At 68.5% G+C, this 15,791-nt stretch carries 15 protein-coding genes; 6 read left to right on the top strand and 9 right to left on the bottom strand.

Annotation, left to right across the window (positions count from 1 at the left end; all coding sequences use genetic code 11):
• The first annotated feature begins 3 nt into the window (after nt 1-3).
• Nucleotides 4-303 carry a YggT family protein gene (locus ACYQ6W_RS01190; RefSeq protein WP_459673039.1) on the top strand — a complete coding sequence of 100 codons (300 nt, stop codon included), beginning with the start codon at nt 4-6 and terminating at the stop codon, nt 301-303.
• A 28-nt stretch (nt 304-331) separates the two neighbouring features.
• On the opposite strand, the gene ACYQ6W_RS01185 is transcribed toward ACYQ6W_RS01190, so the two are convergent.
• Nucleotides 332-1,129 carry a TerB family tellurite resistance protein gene (locus ACYQ6W_RS01185; RefSeq protein WP_459673037.1) on the bottom strand — a complete coding sequence of 266 codons (798 nt, stop codon included), beginning with the start codon at nt 1,127-1,129 and terminating at the stop codon, nt 332-334.
• A 385-nt stretch (nt 1,130-1,514) separates the two neighbouring features.
• On the opposite strand from ACYQ6W_RS01185, the gene ACYQ6W_RS01180 reads away from it, so the two are divergent.
• Nucleotides 1,515-4,439, top strand: coding sequence for an AsmA family protein (locus ACYQ6W_RS01180; RefSeq protein WP_459673036.1), 2,925 nt, complete (start codon nt 1,515-1,517; stop codon nt 4,437-4,439).
• On the opposite strand, the gene ACYQ6W_RS01175 is transcribed toward ACYQ6W_RS01180, so the two are convergent.
• A complete protein-coding gene (locus tag ACYQ6W_RS01175; protein WP_459673034.1) occupies nt 4,426-4,650 on the bottom strand; it encodes a ribbon-helix-helix domain-containing protein in 225 nt (74 codons plus the stop codon). The two genes, ACYQ6W_RS01180 and ACYQ6W_RS01175, sit on opposite strands and share 14 nt — an antisense overlap.
• 366 nt (nt 4,651-5,016) lie before the next feature.
• Here ACYQ6W_RS01175 and ACYQ6W_RS01170 point away from each other — a divergent pair, with 366 nt between their 5' ends.
• Nucleotides 5,017-5,244, top strand: coding sequence for a hypothetical protein (locus ACYQ6W_RS01170; RefSeq protein WP_459673033.1), 228 nt, complete (start codon nt 5,017-5,019; stop codon nt 5,242-5,244).
• Between the two features lie 51 nt (nt 5,245-5,295).
• Here the strand turns inward: ACYQ6W_RS01170 and apaG are convergent, their stop codons facing one another.
• The 7 genes from apaG to ACYQ6W_RS01135 all read right to left on the bottom strand — a co-directional run bounded on the left by apaG (nt 5,296) and on the right by ACYQ6W_RS01135 (nt 13,259).
• Nucleotides 5,296-5,700: a Co2+/Mg2+ efflux protein ApaG gene (gene apaG, locus ACYQ6W_RS01165; RefSeq protein WP_459673032.1), complete on the bottom strand. Its 405-nt coding sequence runs from the start codon at nt 5,698-5,700 to the stop codon at nt 5,296-5,298.
• A 103-nt stretch (nt 5,701-5,803) separates the two neighbouring features.
• Nucleotides 5,804-6,925: an NAD(P)/FAD-dependent oxidoreductase gene (locus ACYQ6W_RS01160; protein ID WP_459673030.1), complete on the bottom strand. Its 1,122-nt coding sequence runs from the start codon at nt 6,923-6,925 to the stop codon at nt 5,804-5,806.
• 14 nt (nt 6,926-6,939) lie between these two features.
• Nucleotides 6,940-8,136 carry an NAD(P)/FAD-dependent oxidoreductase gene (locus ACYQ6W_RS01155; RefSeq protein WP_459673029.1) on the bottom strand — a complete coding sequence of 399 codons (1,197 nt, stop codon included), beginning with the start codon at nt 8,134-8,136 and terminating at the stop codon, nt 6,940-6,942.
• Nucleotides 8,137-8,148: 12 nt separating this feature from the next.
• Nucleotides 8,149-9,699 carry an FAD-dependent oxidoreductase gene (locus ACYQ6W_RS01150; RefSeq protein ID WP_459673028.1) on the bottom strand — a complete coding sequence of 517 codons (1,551 nt, stop codon included), beginning with the start codon at nt 9,697-9,699 and terminating at the stop codon, nt 8,149-8,151.
• Nucleotides 9,700-10,971 carry a cystathionine gamma-synthase family protein gene (locus ACYQ6W_RS01145; RefSeq protein ID WP_459673026.1) on the bottom strand — a complete coding sequence of 424 codons (1,272 nt, stop codon included), beginning with the start codon at nt 10,969-10,971 and terminating at the stop codon, nt 9,700-9,702.
• A gap of 2 nt (nt 10,972-10,973) precedes the next feature.
• Nucleotides 10,974-12,014, bottom strand: coding sequence for a flavin reductase family protein (locus ACYQ6W_RS01140; RefSeq protein ID WP_459673025.1), 1,041 nt, complete (start codon nt 12,012-12,014; stop codon nt 10,974-10,976).
• On the bottom strand, nt 12,015-13,259 hold the full coding sequence (locus ACYQ6W_RS01135; RefSeq protein ID WP_459673024.1) for an aromatic ring-hydroxylating oxygenase subunit alpha: 1,245 nt from the start codon (nt 13,257-13,259) through the stop codon (nt 12,015-12,017).
• A 351-nt stretch (nt 13,260-13,610) separates the two neighbouring features.
• Here ACYQ6W_RS01135 and ACYQ6W_RS01130 point away from each other — a divergent pair, with 351 nt between their 5' ends.
• The 3 genes from ACYQ6W_RS01130 (at nt 13,611) to ACYQ6W_RS01120 (ending at nt 15,764) form a co-directional block, all read left to right on the top strand.
• Entirely contained in the window at nt 13,611-13,814 is a 204-nt protein-coding gene (locus ACYQ6W_RS01130; protein WP_459673023.1) for a cold-shock protein, read from the top strand.
• 180 nt (nt 13,815-13,994) lie between these two features.
• Entirely contained in the window at nt 13,995-14,705 is a 711-nt protein-coding gene (locus ACYQ6W_RS01125) for a CBS domain-containing protein (RefSeq protein WP_459673022.1), read from the top strand.
• 81 nt (nt 14,706-14,786) lie between these two features.
• Nucleotides 14,787-15,764 carry an MYG1 family protein gene (locus ACYQ6W_RS01120; RefSeq protein ID WP_459673021.1) on the top strand — a complete coding sequence of 326 codons (978 nt, stop codon included), beginning with the start codon at nt 14,787-14,789 and terminating at the stop codon, nt 15,762-15,764.
• The last annotated feature ends 27 nt before the right edge of the window (nt 15,765-15,791 follow it).

Raw genomic sequence — 15,791 nt, 5'->3', positions numbered from 1 at the left:
CTTATGAACGCTCTCTTCTGGCTGATCGAAAAGGTGATCAGCCTCTATATCTGGGCCATCATCATCGCCGCGGTGCTGAGCACGCTCGCATCCTTCGGCGTGGTCGACACGCGCAATCGCATCGTCTGGACGGTGATGGATTTCCTCGACCGGGTGACGGCGCCGATCCTCAATCCGATTCGCCGCGTCATCCCTTATCTCGGCAATATCGATATCAGCCCGCTGATCGCGATTCTCCTGCTCGGCGCGCTGCAGCGCCTGATCGCGGAACTCTACGTGCGGTCGATGATGGGCGGGTTCTGACGAACCCGCCGAAGCGCGGCGCGCGGCGTCACAGCCCGCGTTCGCGCTTGATGCGGTCCCAGGCCGCATTTACCCGTGCGGCGCGTTCCGTCGCGCGGGCCACGAATTCCGGTGGCACGCCGCGGGCGGCCAGACTGTCCGGATGGTTCTCCCGCATCAGCCGCTTCCGCGCCTCGCGCAACTGATCGTTGCTTGCGCTCCGCGTCAGGCCGAGTTCGGCATAGGGGTCGCCGTCATCGGTCGCCCGCGCCCGCTGTTCGCCTGCCATAGCCTGGTCCCAGGCCATGCGGTCGAGCCGCAGACGGCGATGCACCTCCTGCAGGAAGCGTGTCTCGGCCGCATTCACCGGGCCGTCCGCCCGGGCGATGACGAAGAGGGCGCGCAGCACCTCTTCCAACAGCACGCGATTATCCGCTTCGAAGGCGAGGGCGAGTTCGTCGGCGAAGGGCTCGAAGCCCTGGGCGGTCTGCCGCGCCTCGTCGAAGAGGCGGCCGATCAGCGGTACGTTCTGCGGCGGGACGTGGAAGCTGCGCTTGAAGGCGTCGATCTCCTGCCGGTTCACCGGCCCGTCGCATTTGGCGAGCTTGGCCGACAGGCTGACGGCGGCGATGGCGAAGAGCTGGTCACGCTGGCCCAGCATGGCGGCGAGGCGGGCGGAATTGAGCGGCGCGGAACCGCCATTGGGCAACACGCCCTTCAGGCCGCGGCGAATCTGCGGCAGGGCACCGCTGTCTGCGGCATGCCCCAAGGCTGCGCCCATCACCGCGCCAGCCGGACCCCCGACGGCGAAGCCAGCGACGCCGCCGATGATCTTTCCCCATAGCATGACCCGGCTTTAACACGACCCGGCGCCCAGGGCGATATCACAAGCAGGCGGGAGGCGAAGGCGCAGCGCGTGCCGCCGTTTACGTCGATTTGCGCAGGTGCAGGGGGCGGAAAGGGCAACAACCGCCTGTTCGTCGCGGCTTCGGGCCGGTATGACGACAGGCTCTGCGCGGCGCCCGGCCGGGCCGAAGGCACGGAGCGGCGACAGTTCGGACACAGATGACGATGAAACGGAAAACCGAGCCCAGCCGGGAGGCGGGGACCGCAGGGAAGGGCCGGGTGTGCCATCGCGGCCTCGATGGCCGGGCGGCGGAGGCGGCGGCACGGTGAGAGCCCCGCGCAGAGTCCCTGAACGACGGCGGCGTCGGCCCCGGCCGCTGCTGCCGGTGCTGGTCTGCGCTCTCGTCCTGCTGGTCGGGCTGCTCTGGATCGGCCCCCGCCTGCTCGACTGGAGTGCCCATCGCGGGGCTGTCGCCGCGGTCGCGAGCGAGCTCATCGGCCGCGACGTGGACATCGACGGCGCGATCCATCTCAGCCTGCTGCCCCAGCCCTCGATCACCGCCGAGAAGGTGGAAGTGCGGGACGATGCGGACAGCCTGCACATGACCGCCGACACGCTGACACTCAACCTGTCGCTCGGCGCCCTGCTGACCGGCCGGATCGCCGTCACGCATCTCGTGCTCGATCATCCCGACGTGCAATTGCCCTGGCCGGTGCCGGGCGGCCCGCTGTCCATCGAGCCGCCGCCCTGGCTCGCCGCGCTTTCGGCCGACATCAGCAACGGCACCTTCTCCATCGGCGCGCTGCGCGTCACCGATGCCGATGTCAGCGTCGTCACCGGCGGGGCGGACACGGCCCTCGCCATCGACGGTACGGCGCAGGCCGGCGGCATGCCTTGGAAGGCGAATCTCGCCTTGTCCTGGACCGGGTCGGACGGCGCCGCGCCGCTGCGCATCGCGCTGCAGAACCCGGGCAATGCGTCGAGCACCGTCGATTTCCGCGGCCGCATGACGACGGATGGGCTGATCGACGGGCAGTTCACCGCCCATGGCAGCGATCTCGCGCGGTTCTTCCCGGCGCCGGCACAGCCCTTCGATGCGACGGGCGCGCTGCAGGCGGATGGCCGCCAGCTGCGTCTGACCGACTTGCATCTAACCCTTGGCACGATGCCGGCGGCCGGCAAGGCCAAGCTGCGGCTGACCCCGAGCCGGGCGGCGAGCCTGGACAAGCCGAACCTCACCGTCAGCCTGCACACGCCGCTACTCGATCTTGGCCCCTGGCTCGCCGCCTTTCCTAAGAGCAGCGCCGCCGCCGTGCCGATGGCGCTCGATCTCGAGGCGGATGCGGCGGTCTACGGCGACGGGCTGCTGCGCCATTTCGGCGTGAAGCTGCAGACCTCGGCGCGGCGGCTGCGCGTCGATGCCCTGCAGGCGACGCTGCCCGGCGAAGCGGCCTTGACGCTGGCTGGTCTCTACGACCCGGGCGCCGCGGCCTTCAGCGGGCGGATCAAGCTCGACCTGCCGACCCCGCTCGTCACCCTGCATTGGCTGACGGAGGCGAAATTCCTGCCCGATCTCACGGGCGCGCTGCTCGGTCTCGACACGCTGGCGCTCGACGCCAAGGTGAATGCCGATCCGGCGCGGGTGGCGCTGACCGGGATCGAGGGCCAGGTGAACGATACGACGGTGACGGGCGGCCTCGTGCTCAGCCGGGGGAACTCGGCGCGCATTTCGGCAGGCCTCTCCTTCGGCCGCATCGATCTCACCCAATGGCTGCCGCCGGCCTGGCTCTCGAGCCTGCCGAAGCCGGCCGAACTGGCCCAGGCGCTGTCCGGCACCGCGGCCGATCTACAGCTCTCGGCACAGCAGCTCTGGCTCGGTGGTGCCCGGATCGACCATGCCGTGGTCGACGCCGATCTGGGCACGAAAGGTCTCAATCTCCGGCAGTTCGCCGGCCAATATGGCGGCATGCAGATTCTCGCGGCTGGCGCACTGGACCCCAAGGGCACCGTGCGCGACGCCCGCGTCGTGCTGGCCGCCCCGCATGCGAGCCCGCTCGCTTCCCTGCTGCCGCGGCCGCTCAGCAGTTTCGATCCGAGCTTCTGGCAGGCGCCGCTCGCAGCCAGCCTGACGGCCGCCGGGCCGCCGAATGCGCTCGCGCTGTCCGTGCAGGGCACGCTGGGCGATCTCGCATTCTCCGCACAGCCTGTGCTCGACATGCAAAAGGGCGGCTGGACCGGCGTGCTGACGGTGCAGCACCCGAGCGCGCGGCGTCTGCTCACCCAGCTCGGCTATGGGCAATCCGGCACTTGGCTCGGGGAGGGATCGCTCTCGGTCGTGGCCGATGCGACGGCCGACCACGCCGGCTGGTCGGTCTCCCCGCTTACCTTCAGCCTCGGCCTGCTGCACGGCAGCGGGCGGCTCGCGCTCGCCCACGCACGGCCGCCGGAGGAGCGGAAAATCCTTGGCGCACTGACCTTGGACACGCTGCCCTGGCCCGCGCTGACGCTGAACGACCCGCTGCCGCTCGGGCTAATCGGGGGCTGGCAGGCGGGGCTCTCCCTCAAGGTCGGGCGCATCACCCAGGGCCTGACGCCGCTGGTGCAGAAGGTCGGCGCCTATGCCGACGTGACGGGCGGCGTGCTGCGGCTCGCCATCGAGCGGGCCGAGTTTTCCGGCGGCACGCTGTTCGGCACGATGAAGCTCGAAAGCGGCACACCGCCGACCCTTTCGGCCGATCTCGGCCTTGCGGGCGCGAGCCTTGCCATGCATGGAGACGTCGGCGCACGCAGCCTTGCCGACTGGCTGCCGGTGCCCGTCACGGCCGGAGAGTTCGATGCGCAGGCGCAACTGCGGACGCAGGGCTACAGCCTCGCCTCCTGGCTTGCCAGCCTGACGGGCAAAGCCGGGTTCACGGCGGGGCAGGGCACGCTCTCCGGCATCCGCCTAGCGCAGGTCACGGAGGAGCAACGCGCCCTTGCCGCGACGACGGCGGGTGACCTCAAGGCGCGCATTCACGACACTGCGCTGTTTTCCGGCACGACGCCCTTCGACACGATGCGCGGCAGCCTGTCGATCGCGCAGGGGGATCTCTCGGTCGATGCTTTCGACCTGACGGGGCAGGCCGGCCACATGGCAGCGAAGGGGCAGATCGATCTCGTGCGCGGGGTATGCAATCTCGATCTCACCCTGCAGCCGGCAGGCGGCGCGGATGCGATGACGGCGGTGCTGCAGGGGCCCGTCGCCAAGCCCTCCGCCTGGCTGGTGCGCGCGCCGGCCCCGGTTCCGACCGCCGTCGCTACCCCTCGGTGATCAGACCCGACTGAGCCTCTTGCAGGGCGCGCAGTCGGAGAGCTGAGGCGAGCGGCCGTTCCGGCGCCCGTGCGGCATCCACCCCCATCACCAAGGCGGCGAGCGGTTCGTCCCGCACGCGCGCCGCCTGCTCCAGCACCGCCCAGAATTCCGGTTCGAGGGCGACGGAGGTGCGATGGCCGGCGATGCTGAAGCTCTTTTTAACCAGCATTGTGATCTATGGGCCGGTGACAGTGGGGTGACATACGAGCGCCCGGCCTGTCGGCCATGCGAGGATCGGTGTATTGACGGCACGGGCATGCAGACAATTTGAGCGACGCGCAAGCCCGTCGCGGGGTGCGCCCGCCGCGCAGGATCGGCGACCCGGATGACCGTGCGTAACGCAGGGTCCGTGACCGACCGACGCTCACGAGAGTTGTCGTGTCATAGCTCAAATGTGACATTAAATCAGTGTTATAGATCACTGGTCACAAATAGTTTTCTTTCCGGCGCCCCCCAATTCCATTAGAGCCCAGCTGACCGTGGCAGCCCAGAAAAGGGAGCCGCGGGCAGCCTCAGACTTCGCCAGGAGACTACGGTGAAACAGTCCCACGTCATCGAGATCGACGGAATATTCGTCGGTGCCGCCGCCCGCTATGGGGACCGCTACCGCTTCGTCGGGGTCGATTCCCGCTTGAAGGAAATGGACGGCCAACTCTTCACGGCGCTATCGGACGTCAGGGAAGCGGCAAGCCGCACCTATCGCCGCGCCCCGTATGTTCCCGCCGCGAAAAGGATCGATCTGCTGGCCATGCCAGCGGCCTGAGCGCAGGCCGGGCCTGCCCCGCCGCCGCCCCTCGGCGGCAGCCTCTGCCGCTCAATGCAGCCGCAGGTCCTGATGCGGGCTATCCAGGCTGAAGGCCGGGATGCGCGCATCGAAGGTTTCACCGGAGGCCGGCGCCAGCATGTGATAGGCGCCCGCCATGAAGCCCGTTGGCGTATCGAGCGGCGTGCCTGAGGTATATTCGAAGCTCTCCCCCGGATCGAGCACGGGCTGTTCGCCCACCACCCCCTCGCCATGGACGTGCTGCACCCGGCCCACCCCGTTGGTGATGTGCCAGCTGCGGCTGACGAGCTGCACCGTCTCCTGCCCCTGGTTCTCAATGGTCACGCGATAGGCCCAGACGTACCGGCCTTCCTCGGGCTGCGACTGGTCCTCGAGATAGAAGGCGCGGACGGTCACGCGAATGCCCCGCGTCGTCTCTGTATAGGCGTCGGTCATGTCCTGCCGCCCTCGGGGCGGTCCTCATTCAGCGAATGCCATGCCGTTCTTGGCACGGAAGGAAGCTACGCCCGCGCCGAGGCCGCGGCAATCACCACGCACGTCACGTCAGGCGGCGGCGGCCGGCAGCGATTTCCGTGATGTCCTCGGCGGGTCGCTCGCCAGCCAGCGCCTGGGCCGCAAGTTCGCCCGTCACCGTGCCGAGCTTGAACCCATGGCCCGAGCAGGCGCTGATCAGCCAGCCGCGGGCGCCCACCGGCCGCTGGATGAAGTGCTCGTCCTCGGTCACCGTGTAGTAGCAGGCCTTGCGTTCCAGGATCTGGTAGCGGTCGAAATCGCGCAGCACGAGTTGAAGAGCGCTGAGGAGCCGCGCCACGTCCTCGTCAGTCGCCATGCGGTCCTGGTCCGCATCCCCACGGCGGGTGAAGACGTGGTCGCCGATCTTCAGGCGCGTGCCGCGATGCGGCGGCAGCACGTAGCAGCTGGAGGCGTCTCCGATATCGGCCATCACCGGGGCTTCCGACCAGGCCTCCACGAAATCGGGCGGCGGCAGCAGGAACATCACCGCCTGGCGGGAGGGGACGGCCTCCGGCGCCAGGTCTGGCACCAGCCGGTCGGCCCAGGCGCCGGCCGCGATGACGATGCGGTCGCCTGAGAAGCTGCGGCCATTCGCAGTCAAGGTGCCGCGCTCGGCGTCGATCGCCGTGACCTTGTGCATGGCGTGGAAGGTGGCGCCGCCTGCGCCGAGCATGTTGATCAGGCCGCGGACGATGCGGAAGGGGAAGAGCAGCCCGGCGCCGTTCGTCTCGATCACCTTGGTGACCTCGTCGAGCTTGATCATCGGGTAGCGCCGCTCGGCCTTGTGCAGCGGCAGGTCGCGAAACTGGATGTTCATCTCGCCGAGGGATTCGGTGGTGCCGTGATACCAGGGCGAATCGCCGCGCAGGAAATAGGTGGCGCCGGTCGGCTCGTAATGCGAGGCGCCGAGGTCTTTCCACAGCTCCCGCCACAGGGTGTAGGCATGAGGCATGAGATGGGCATAGCCCGTGAACTCGCCATAGGCATGGCGGGTGATGCGGTGCTCGTCCCAGGAGGAACCCATCGGATTCGGGATCGGACCCTGTTCGAAGATTTCGACCTCGAAACCGCGCTTTTGCAGGCGCCAGGCTGTCGCGAGCCCCGCGATGCCGGCACCGATGATGAGAACCCGTCCCTTGGCTGCCATGGCCTTGCCCTCGTTCACGCTCGGGCCGATTCATAATCCTGAAACGGCGTCTCCTGAAAGGCCGGTGGAACCCAACCCTGCCTTACGCGCCAGTCACGCGGCAGGTTGGCGAAGCGGCCGAGGCTCAGCTTGCCGATCTCGGCGAAGCTGCAGCGGCCGTCGATCACGAGGTCTCGAATGGCGTGGCCGGTGGCAGGCGACAGGCCGAAGCCCACCGAACTCATGGTGCAGATCGTGAGGTTGCCCGGGTCGGAGAGCCGCTCGATGACCGGGCGCCCGTCCGGCGTGTTTTCGATGATGCCGGCCCAGGAGCGGATGACGCGGACATGCGCTGCCTTCGGAAAGAGTTCGACCAGTCGTTTCGAGAGGTTCTGCAAAAGCTGCGTCGCCGGCCGCGTGATCGGCCCACCCTCGGGCGGGGTATCGGCCAGCCATTCATGCGGGCCGCCGCCATAGGCGAGGTTGCCGCGCAGCGTCTGGCGTCCGTAGAGGCCATTGCCGTCCACCCCGCCGATCCTCATCAGGGGCAGGGGTTCGGTGACGATCATTTCCGCCCGCGCCGGCGCCACGGGCAAATGCAGGCCGATGGAGGCGAGCAGGGCGCCCGATTGCGGGCCGGCTGCCAGCACCAGATGGTCGCAGTCGAAGCGGCCGAGGGAGGTTTCGACGCCGGTGACGCGGCCACCCTCGATGACGAGGGCGGAAACGGCGGTGTGCTGCAGGATACGGCCGCCGAGATCCTGCAAGGCCCAGGCATAGGCCTGCACCGTGCGCTGCGGATTGGCCTGGCCTCCGAAATGATAATGCACCGCACCGACGACGTTGTCCCCCGCGAAGGGCACGAGCTCCCGCGTCTGCTGCGGGTCCAGCACTTCATACTGGTAGCCCATGCCGGCGCAGATATCGCCGTGATCTTTGTATTGCGCGAGCTGTTCTTCCGACAGCGCCATGATCACGCGCTCACGACGGTATTCGGTCGGATAGCCGAGCAGTTCGTCCATCTGCGGCCAGAGGCGCTGCTCCTCGTGAAACAGTGGGCTCTGGTAATGGGTGCAGCCGCCGCCGTTACGGCCCGACGCCTCCCAGCCGACGATCCCCTTGTCGATGACCAGCACGTCCACGCCGTCCCGCGCCAGCCACCAGGCGGCGGAGAGGCCGGTGACGCCACCACCGACGACGATGACGGAGGCGCTCTTCTTGATGTCGGACATCGCGCGGGCCTCTCAGAAATGGCTCATGCGGCCGGCGCGCGCGATTTCGCGCTCCGTGCCGATGTCGTCATAGGGAATCCATTGCGTGCGGATGCCGAACCAGACGTTCCAGCCTGCGACCATCTCCGCGCATTCCTCGGCCGCGGCGAGAACGCCGAGGGGCAGGGGCCGCACCGGCGCGCGGTAGCCTGCGAGCGCGATGGAGCCGAGCGGCCGATCGGCGCCGAGGGCCATGATCATCGCTACCTGTTCGCGGCAGCGGCGCGCCTGGCAGGGGCCCATGCAGGCGCGTGTGAGCCGCTTGATCTGGTCCTGGTTGACCGGTCCATCGGCTGCGAGACTCGTGAGACTGTTGTGCCGCTCGGTCGGCGCGGCGAGGTAGCGCGGCGGCTGCACCTCCAGCAGGTCGCGCCGCGTCACCTCCTCGCAGGTGCAGGCGACGACGTCCTGGCCGCCGGTCGCGAGCAGCGCGCGCATCCAATCGAGACGGTAGGCATCGGTGTCGGCCGGCAGAACGGGCCGCGCCGCCGGCTGCGGCTCGGCCGTCCCTTCATAGCCGAGGGAGGCGAGCGCCGCGGCCGCTGCGGCGCGGCCGGAGGCCGCGGCATCGCCGCCGAGGCCGGCGGCGTCGCCGGCGACGAAGACGCCGGGCGGCAACGTGCCGGGCACGAAGGCGCCATCGGCGCGCGTCATCTTCGCGCCCGCGACATCGGCGAGGTCGATCACTGGCACGGCGCCGATGGCCAGGCAGATCGTGTCGCAGGCAATACGGCGCGCGTCTCCGCCGGCGACGGGGACGAGCCGCGCGGCGGTGACGCCTTCCGCGGTGCCCTCGGCTTCGAGAAGGACCTGGCCGGTGACGATTTCGACGCCGCGGGCGGTGAGCGCCGAGACATCGGCCTGCGGCGCGTCTCGCACTTCGACCATAGCGGCGACGTCGAGGCCGGCGTCCAGCGCCAGGGTCGCGGTTGCGACCGCAAGATCCCCGCTACCGAGGATGACGATGCGGCGGCCATTGAAGGCGGCATAGCGCTGGATGAGCGACGCCATGCCGAGCGCGCCGAGGACACCGGGCGTCTCGAAACCCTTGAAGGAATAGACGAGATCGCGGGCGCCGCTCGCGATGATCAGGCGGCGGAAGCCGATGAGCCAGGAGCGGGTCTCGTCGGCGAGGCCGACGACGGGCTCGGGTAGGGAGCGAAGATTGGGGCCCGCGACGAAGGCGCCCCAAGCATAGGTCGCGAGCCGGACGTCCACCCCCGCCTCGAAGGCCTCTTCCAGGCCGGGGGAGGCGGCAAGCACCTGTTCCAGCATGCGGCCCTGGTTCTGCACCGCCGCTGTCCAGCGGTTGCCATAGAGCAGCGGCACGTCCATGCCGATCAGCCCGGCGCCCACCGGATTTTCGTCGACTAGGGTGACGCGCGCACCGGCGCGCGCGGCGGTGAGGGCGGCGGTGATGCCGGCTTCACCCGCGCCGATCACCAGAAGTTCGGTCTCTTCCGCGGCCCGGGTGTGCTTTTCGCCGATCGCGTGCTGATCGGTGGGATTGGTCTCGTTTTCCATTCACACGGCCTCCAGGGCTTGGGCGAGATCGGCGATGAGGTCCTCGGCCGTTTCGATGCCGACGGAGACGCGCATGGTGGCGGGGCCGATGTTGACCGCGCGCCGCGCCTCCTCCGGCACCGCGTAGTGGGTGGTGGTCGCTGGATGACAGATCAGCGTCTCCGTGCCGCCCAGGGAGACCGCGAAACGCAACAGCTTCAGCCGGTCGAGGAAACGGAAGGCACCGGCTTCGCCGCCTTCCGTGTCGAAGGAGAAGGTGGAGCCCGGTGCGGCGCATTGCCGGTCATAGACCGCGCGTTCGGGCGTGCCTTCTTCGAGAAAGCCGAGATAGGTGATGCGCGTCACCTTTGGATGGTCGCGCAGGAAGGTCGCGATGGCGCGGGCATTGGCGACCGCGCGTTCGGTGCGGAGCGCCATCGTTTCCACCGAACGCAGCAGCATCCAGCAGTTATGCGGATCGGCATGGTTGCCCATGAGGGTGCGCAGTTTCTTCAGACGGCCGACGAGGGCGTTCGAGCCGCTGATGCTGCCGCCCATGAAATCACTGTGGCCGCCGGCATATTTGGTGAGAGAGGTGAGGCAGAGGTCGGCGCCATGTTCCAGCGGGCTCTGCAGGAAGGGGCCGAGGAAGGTGTTGTCCACCGAGATGATCGGCCGCCGGCCTTGCGCGAGCGCCACGCGGTCGGCGATGCGCGAGATCAGCGCGATGTCGGCGATGGCGCAGGTGGGGTTGGCCGGGCTTTCCACCATGATCAGGGTCAGAGGGCCCTTCGCCATGGCGGCATCGGCCATCTGCGTGAGATGTGCTTCGTCCACGCCGTTGGTGAAGCCCACCGGGTGCACGCCCATCTCCGTCATGTGCGTGTGCAGCAGCATGTCCGTGCCGCCATAGATGGGGCGGCTGTGCAGGACACTGTCCCCAGGCCGGAGGAAGCATTGCGCCAGGGTGGAGACGGCGGCCATGCCGGAGGAGAAGAGGGCCGAATCCTCGGCCCGGTCCAGCAGCGCGATACGGGTTTGCGCCATCACCAGATTGGGATGGTCGAGCCGCGCATAGATGAAGCCGTTCTTGCCGGATTTCTCCGGCACCGCGCCGTCGAAGAAGGCCTGGTGGACGGCGCGCGCCACGGCGGCGGAGGGGTAGACGAAGGTCGAGGTCATGTAGATCGGCGGCTTGGCCGAGCCGTTATGCTCCGCCGGGTCGTAGCCCGCTCCGATGGCGAGGGTTTCGAGCGACAGGCCATCCGTTTTATGGGTCTTGTCGTTGGTCATGATCAAAGCTCCAGCACGAGGGGCGAGCGGGGATAGCTGCAGCAGGCGAGTATCTCGCCGTCGGCGATCTCCTCCTCCTCGATCCCGCCTTGATGGTTCATCTCGACCTCCCCCGATCTCTTGCGGATGCGGCAGGTCCCGCAGATGCCGTCACCACAGGCGTAAGGAATGGCGAGGCCGAGGCGGGCGGCGGCGGCCAGCACCGTCTCTCCGGGGCCAGTGGCCGTCTCCTTTCCCGAAGGCTCGAAGCGCAGGGTGAAGGTGGTTGCGCCATCATCCGTGGGTGCGGTCGCCGCCATTTCGGGGATGGGAATGGCGGTGAAGGCTTCTTTCCGGAAGCGCGCCGCTGGGCCGCCCGCGCGGGCATGGGCCTCTTCCACCGCCGCCATGAAACCTGCCGGACCGCAGCAGAACACCTCCCGCCGCGCGAGATCGGGCGTGAGGCGGGCGAAATGCGCGGCATCCGGCCGGCCGGCCGCACTCGTCAGCCAGTCAACCTGCCAGGTGCCGAGGTCCGCCGCGATCGCTTCGATCTCGGGCCGGAACAGCCAATCGGCTTCGCTTCGCCCGAGATGCACGTAGTGGACCGGGGTGCGGTCCCCGCGGTCGCGCAGGAAGCGCGCGATCGCGACCATAGGGGTAGCGCCGCTGCCGGCCGAAACCAGCAGCAGCGGCAGCTCCGGTGGATGCATCAGGCAGAAGGGGCCGGTTGGCGGCTTCGCCTCCAGCAGCATGCCCGGGGCCAGTTGCGCATGCATCCAGGCGGTTGCCGACGCGTTCAGCGTTTCGCCGCCACCTTGCGCCTTGATGGTGAGGTCGATCGCCTCCGTCTGCAGGGGGGAGGAGGCGATGGTGAAGCAGCGCCAGGCAGGGCCGGCGGGCAGGGGCAAGTTCAGGGTCACGAACTGGCCGGCGTGGAAATGCACGGGCGCCCCACTCGTCGGCGCGAAGCGGAAGGTCTTCACACCCGGCGCTTCCTGCGCGACGGAGAGGCAGCGGAGCCGATCGGCACCACCGGCCCAAGGGGCGGGGTGGTCTGCCACTCAATCGGCCGCGAGCATCGTGGCGGCGCCGGGGTTTGCCGCCTCGGCCTCGGCGATATAGGCCAGCGCCTGCCGGACGTAGTGGCTGGTGAATCGCTCCACGAGCGATTCCGCCACCTCCGAATAGGGGCCGGGGCGATAGGCGGGGCTGTCCACACCGCGCTGATTGAGCTCGCACAGATCCCGGTCCTCGAGATTGGTGACGTCCCAGAGCTTCACCAGATTGGCGAGATCGTAGTCCACCCCTTCGACGGCATCCTTGTGGACGAGCCATTTGCCCAGCGCCAGGGTCTCCTTCGGGCTGACCGGAATGACCGTGAACATGAAGGTGAAGTCGCCGGTCGAATGGCAGAAGCTATGCGGCTCGATGGCCCAGCGCAGGCTGCCGATGTCGCCGTCGCCCACCGGACACATGAGCTTGGAGACGCCACGGCCGCCATCCATCGTCATCGAAACCATGCCGGGATTGAGCGGGAAACGCGCCGCCTGCCACCACTCGCCTTCCACCGGCGCGCTGGGCAGGCCGAGTTCAGCCATGCGGCGGTCGAAGGCGGCTTCGTGCTCGGTCACCTGCTCGAAATTGCCCTTGGCAAAGATCGGGAAGGTGACGGCGAGTTCGGGATGGCGGCCGGCGCAATGATAGCACTCGCGCGCATTCTCCATCACCAGCTTCCAATTGGCCTTTTCGACCAGCGTCGCCTCATGCGCGATCTTCGCATTGTGGAAATCATGCGCTGCCAGCATCGGCCCGACGGCCTCCCGATAGGGGGCGAAATCGGGCGGTGTTTCGGCGAGGCAGACATAGACCGTGCCTTCGAGGGTTTCGACGTGGATCGGCGCCAGCCCATGCGCGGCCGGATCGAAACCGTCCCCCATGCGGCCGGCGAAGATCAGCTTGCCTGCGAGATCATAGGTCCATTGGTGGTAGGGGCAGACCAGCCGCGCGGCCTTCCCCGTGCCCTCGGGGCAGAGTTCCGCGCCGCGATGGCGGCAGGTGTTATGGAAGCCGCGCAACACGCCATCCTTGCCGCGGATGACGATGATCGGCGCTCCGCCGATCTTGAGGGACTGATAGCTGCCGGCGGCCGGGAATTCGACCTCGAAGCCGATGAGAATCCAGCTGCGATGGAACAGCGCCTTCTGGTCGAAGGCGAAGACCGCCTCGTCGTTGTAGAGGCGCTGCGGCAGGGAATGCCGTGCCGGGCGTGCCTGCAGCGCCGCCTTGATCGCACCATAGTCGCTCATCGCCACGCTCCCCGCGCAGGCAGCCCTGCCGGGCCCCGCCGTTCCAATCGCTCCGGCGCGGAGCCGGATCATCCTCCGATGATGACACCGACCCGGCCGGGCACGGCCAATCTCTTTTGCTCATGAGCTTATCGAATTTTCACAGCCGGCCTCGAAAAAGGCGCTGGCCGGCGTGTTTTTTGGCCTAGCCATCCGGCCGGGAACCGGTCATAGATTCACGCGGCGCTTTTTCATCCTGGGCTATAAGTGTTTCGGTCTGCGGGCCTTCCGCGCACCGCGCGCCTTCCCCCCCAAATGTAAAAGTCAGTTTGGCCCGCATGTTGCGGGTTGCCAGGTGCGAGGAGAGACCCGATGTCGGTCGGCACGGTTAAGTGGTTCAATGCTACCAAGGGCTATGGCTTCATTCAGCCGGAAGAAGGCGGCGCTGATGTGTTCGTGCACATCTCCGCCGTGCAGCGTGCCGGCCTGGGGGGGCTGAACGAGGGCCAGAAGGTCAGCTTCGATCTGGAGCGCGGCCAGAAGGGCAAGATGGCAGCGGTCAACCTGAAGGTTTGATCGCGGCCCGCCGCCCCGAGCGGGCGGTTCCGACGACGAACGGCGGCACCTGCGGGTGCCGCCGTTTTTTGTGGCGCCCTGTGTCGCCACGGCCTCGCCCCGCCGCCGATTGATCGACATCAAGGCGGAGCGCGACGGGCCGGGCGCACATTTCTCTTCGCCAGCGGGAAGGAGCAGCCGATGCGCGTGCAAGACATCATGACCCGGGACGTCGCAACGGTCAGGCCGGACGCGACGATCGAGGCGGTGATCGCCGTGATGCTGGCGCGCCACGCCTCCGGCGTGCCCGTGGTGGCGGCCGACGGCGCGTTGGCAGGCATCATCACCGAAGGCGATCTGCTGCGCCGGGTGGAGACCTCGACCGAGGAGCCCGCGCGCCGGTCTCTCTTCGATCTGCTCTTCGGCTCCGGTCGCCAGGCGCTGGACTACGTGCGCAGCCACAGTCGCCGGGTGAGCGACCTGATGACGGAGCGGGTGGTGACCATCACGGAAGAGGCGTCGCTCGTTGAGGTGGTGCGGCTGATGGAGAGCAAGCACATCCGCCGTGTCCCGGTGGTGCAGGGCGACCGGCTGGTGGGCATCGTGTCCCGCGCCGATCTGATCCGCGCGCTGGGCCGCCGGCTGGCCGAAATTGCCTCCGGTGACCCCGCCGCCTCGGATGACGCACTGGCCGACGCGGCGCGCCGGGCCTTGGAGCGCGCCGGTCTCTTCGACAATGCGAGCGTCGCGGTCGCGGTGGAGGACGGCATGGCCCTGCTGCAAGGCGTGATCCATGACGAGCGTCTGCGCCCGGCGCTGCGCGTCGCGGTGGAGACGGTGCCCGGCATCCGCGCGGTGCAGGATGAGGTGGTCTTCGTCGAACCGGTGACGGGGTCGATCTACTCCGCCTGACGCCTTCGGAAGGAGGAGGAGACCTGCGGGCCGTCTTGCGCTATGGCAGCGTGACCCAAGACTGTTTCACGGACCTGCACGATGCCCACAGGCGACCAGCGCCCGCTTCTCGTTACCCATAGCGGCAAATTTCATTGCGACGAGGTTTTCGCCTATGCGGTGCTGCGCCTCGCTCTCGGCTTAGGGCGGGTGGGGGAGGATCATCGCCTGCTGCGGACGCGCGACCGTGCGCTCATCGAAAGCGGCGACATCGTCTGGGACGTCGGCCTGATCTACGATGCCGCGGCCTGCCGCTTCGATCATCACCAGCGCGGTGCGCCGTTGCGCGCCGACGGCACGCCCTATTCCTCCGCCGGGCTGATCTGGCAGGTCTATGGCGTGCAGGCCGTCTCCGCCCTGCTCGGCGCCGACGCGCCCCCGGCGATGGCCGAGGCCATCGCCGCCGAACTCGATTCGACGATGCTGCGACGGATCGACGAGCTCGACAACGGCGTATCGTTGCGGGGGCCGCTGGTCGATGACGGTCTGGGGCTCGGCCGCCTGGTGGGCGATTTCAACCCGCTTTGGGACAGCCCGGAGGCGAATGGGCCGGGCGCGGGTGACGCCGGCTTTCTCGAGGCCTCTGTCTTCGCCGAGGGCGTGCTGCGGCGGCGCGTGGATGGGCTGCGGGCGCGGCTTTCGGCCGATGGCATCGTGCTGGCCGCGCATGCGGCGGCGGCCGATCCGCGCATTCTGGTGCTGGAGCAGGGTATGCCCTGGAAGAACACCGTCTTCGCCCATGATCTGCCGGTGGTCTTCTGCGTCAGCCCCGCCTCCAACGGCAATTGGATGATCGACACCATGCCGCCGGAGAAGGATTCCTTCGCCCAGCGCGTGCCCCTGCCGGAGGCCTGGGCAGGGCTGGAAGCCCAGGCGCTGGCCGAGGCCAGCGCCGTGCCGGATGCCGTCTTCGTGCATGTGCGGCGCTTTGTGGGCGCAGCCCGCTCCCGCGAGGGAGCGCTGGCCATGGCGCGCCGCGCTCTCGAGATTGCGGCCGCAGAGGTGCCTCCCGTGGGCTGAGGCGCGGCCGGCTTCAGGCGCGGCCGG

The organism is Acidisoma sp. 7E03, assembly GCF_054665075.1.
The sequence above is the reverse complement of the archived record's forward strand: the minus strand, read 5'-3'. Positions and strand labels throughout refer to the sequence as shown.

Bases quoted from the DNA above. Each gene is read 5' to 3' on its own strand.
- ACYQ6W_RS01160 (WP_459673030.1), bottom strand. From the start codon at position 6,925: ATGGCAGCCAAGGGACGGGTTCTCATCATCGGTGCCGGCATCGCGGGG.
- ACYQ6W_RS01150 (WP_459673028.1), bottom strand. From the start codon at position 9,699: ATGGAAAACGAGACCAATCCCACCGATCAGCACGCGATCGGCGAAAAG.
- ACYQ6W_RS01125 (WP_459673022.1), top strand. From the start codon at position 13,995: ATGCGCGTGCAAGACATCATGACCCGGGACGTCGCAACGGTCAGGCCG.
- ACYQ6W_RS01190 (WP_459673039.1), top strand. From the start codon at position 4: ATGAACGCTCTCTTCTGGCTGATCGAAAAGGTGATCAGCCTCTATATC.
- ACYQ6W_RS01155 (WP_459673029.1), bottom strand. From the start codon at position 8,136: ATGTCCGACATCAAGAAGAGCGCCTCCGTCATCGTCGTCGGTGGTGGC.
- ACYQ6W_RS01185 (WP_459673037.1), bottom strand. From the start codon at position 1,129: ATGCTATGGGGAAAGATCATCGGCGGCGTCGCTGGCTTCGCCGTCGGG.
- apaG (WP_459673032.1), bottom strand. From the start codon at position 5,700: ATGACCGACGCCTATACAGAGACGACGCGGGGCATTCGCGTGACCGTC.
- ACYQ6W_RS01175 (WP_459673034.1), bottom strand. From the start codon at position 4,650: ATGCTGGTTAAAAAGAGCTTCAGCATCGCCGGCCATCGCACCTCCGTC.
- ACYQ6W_RS01135 (WP_459673024.1), bottom strand. From the start codon at position 13,259: ATGAGCGACTATGGTGCGATCAAGGCGGCGCTGCAGGCACGCCCGGCA.
- ACYQ6W_RS01120 (WP_459673021.1), top strand. From the start codon at position 14,787: ATGCCCACAGGCGACCAGCGCCCGCTTCTCGTTACCCATAGCGGCAAA.
- ACYQ6W_RS01145 (WP_459673026.1), bottom strand. From the start codon at position 10,971: ATGACCAACGACAAGACCCATAAAACGGATGGCCTGTCGCTCGAAACC.
- ACYQ6W_RS01130 (WP_459673023.1), top strand. From the start codon at position 13,611: ATGTCGGTCGGCACGGTTAAGTGGTTCAATGCTACCAAGGGCTATGGC.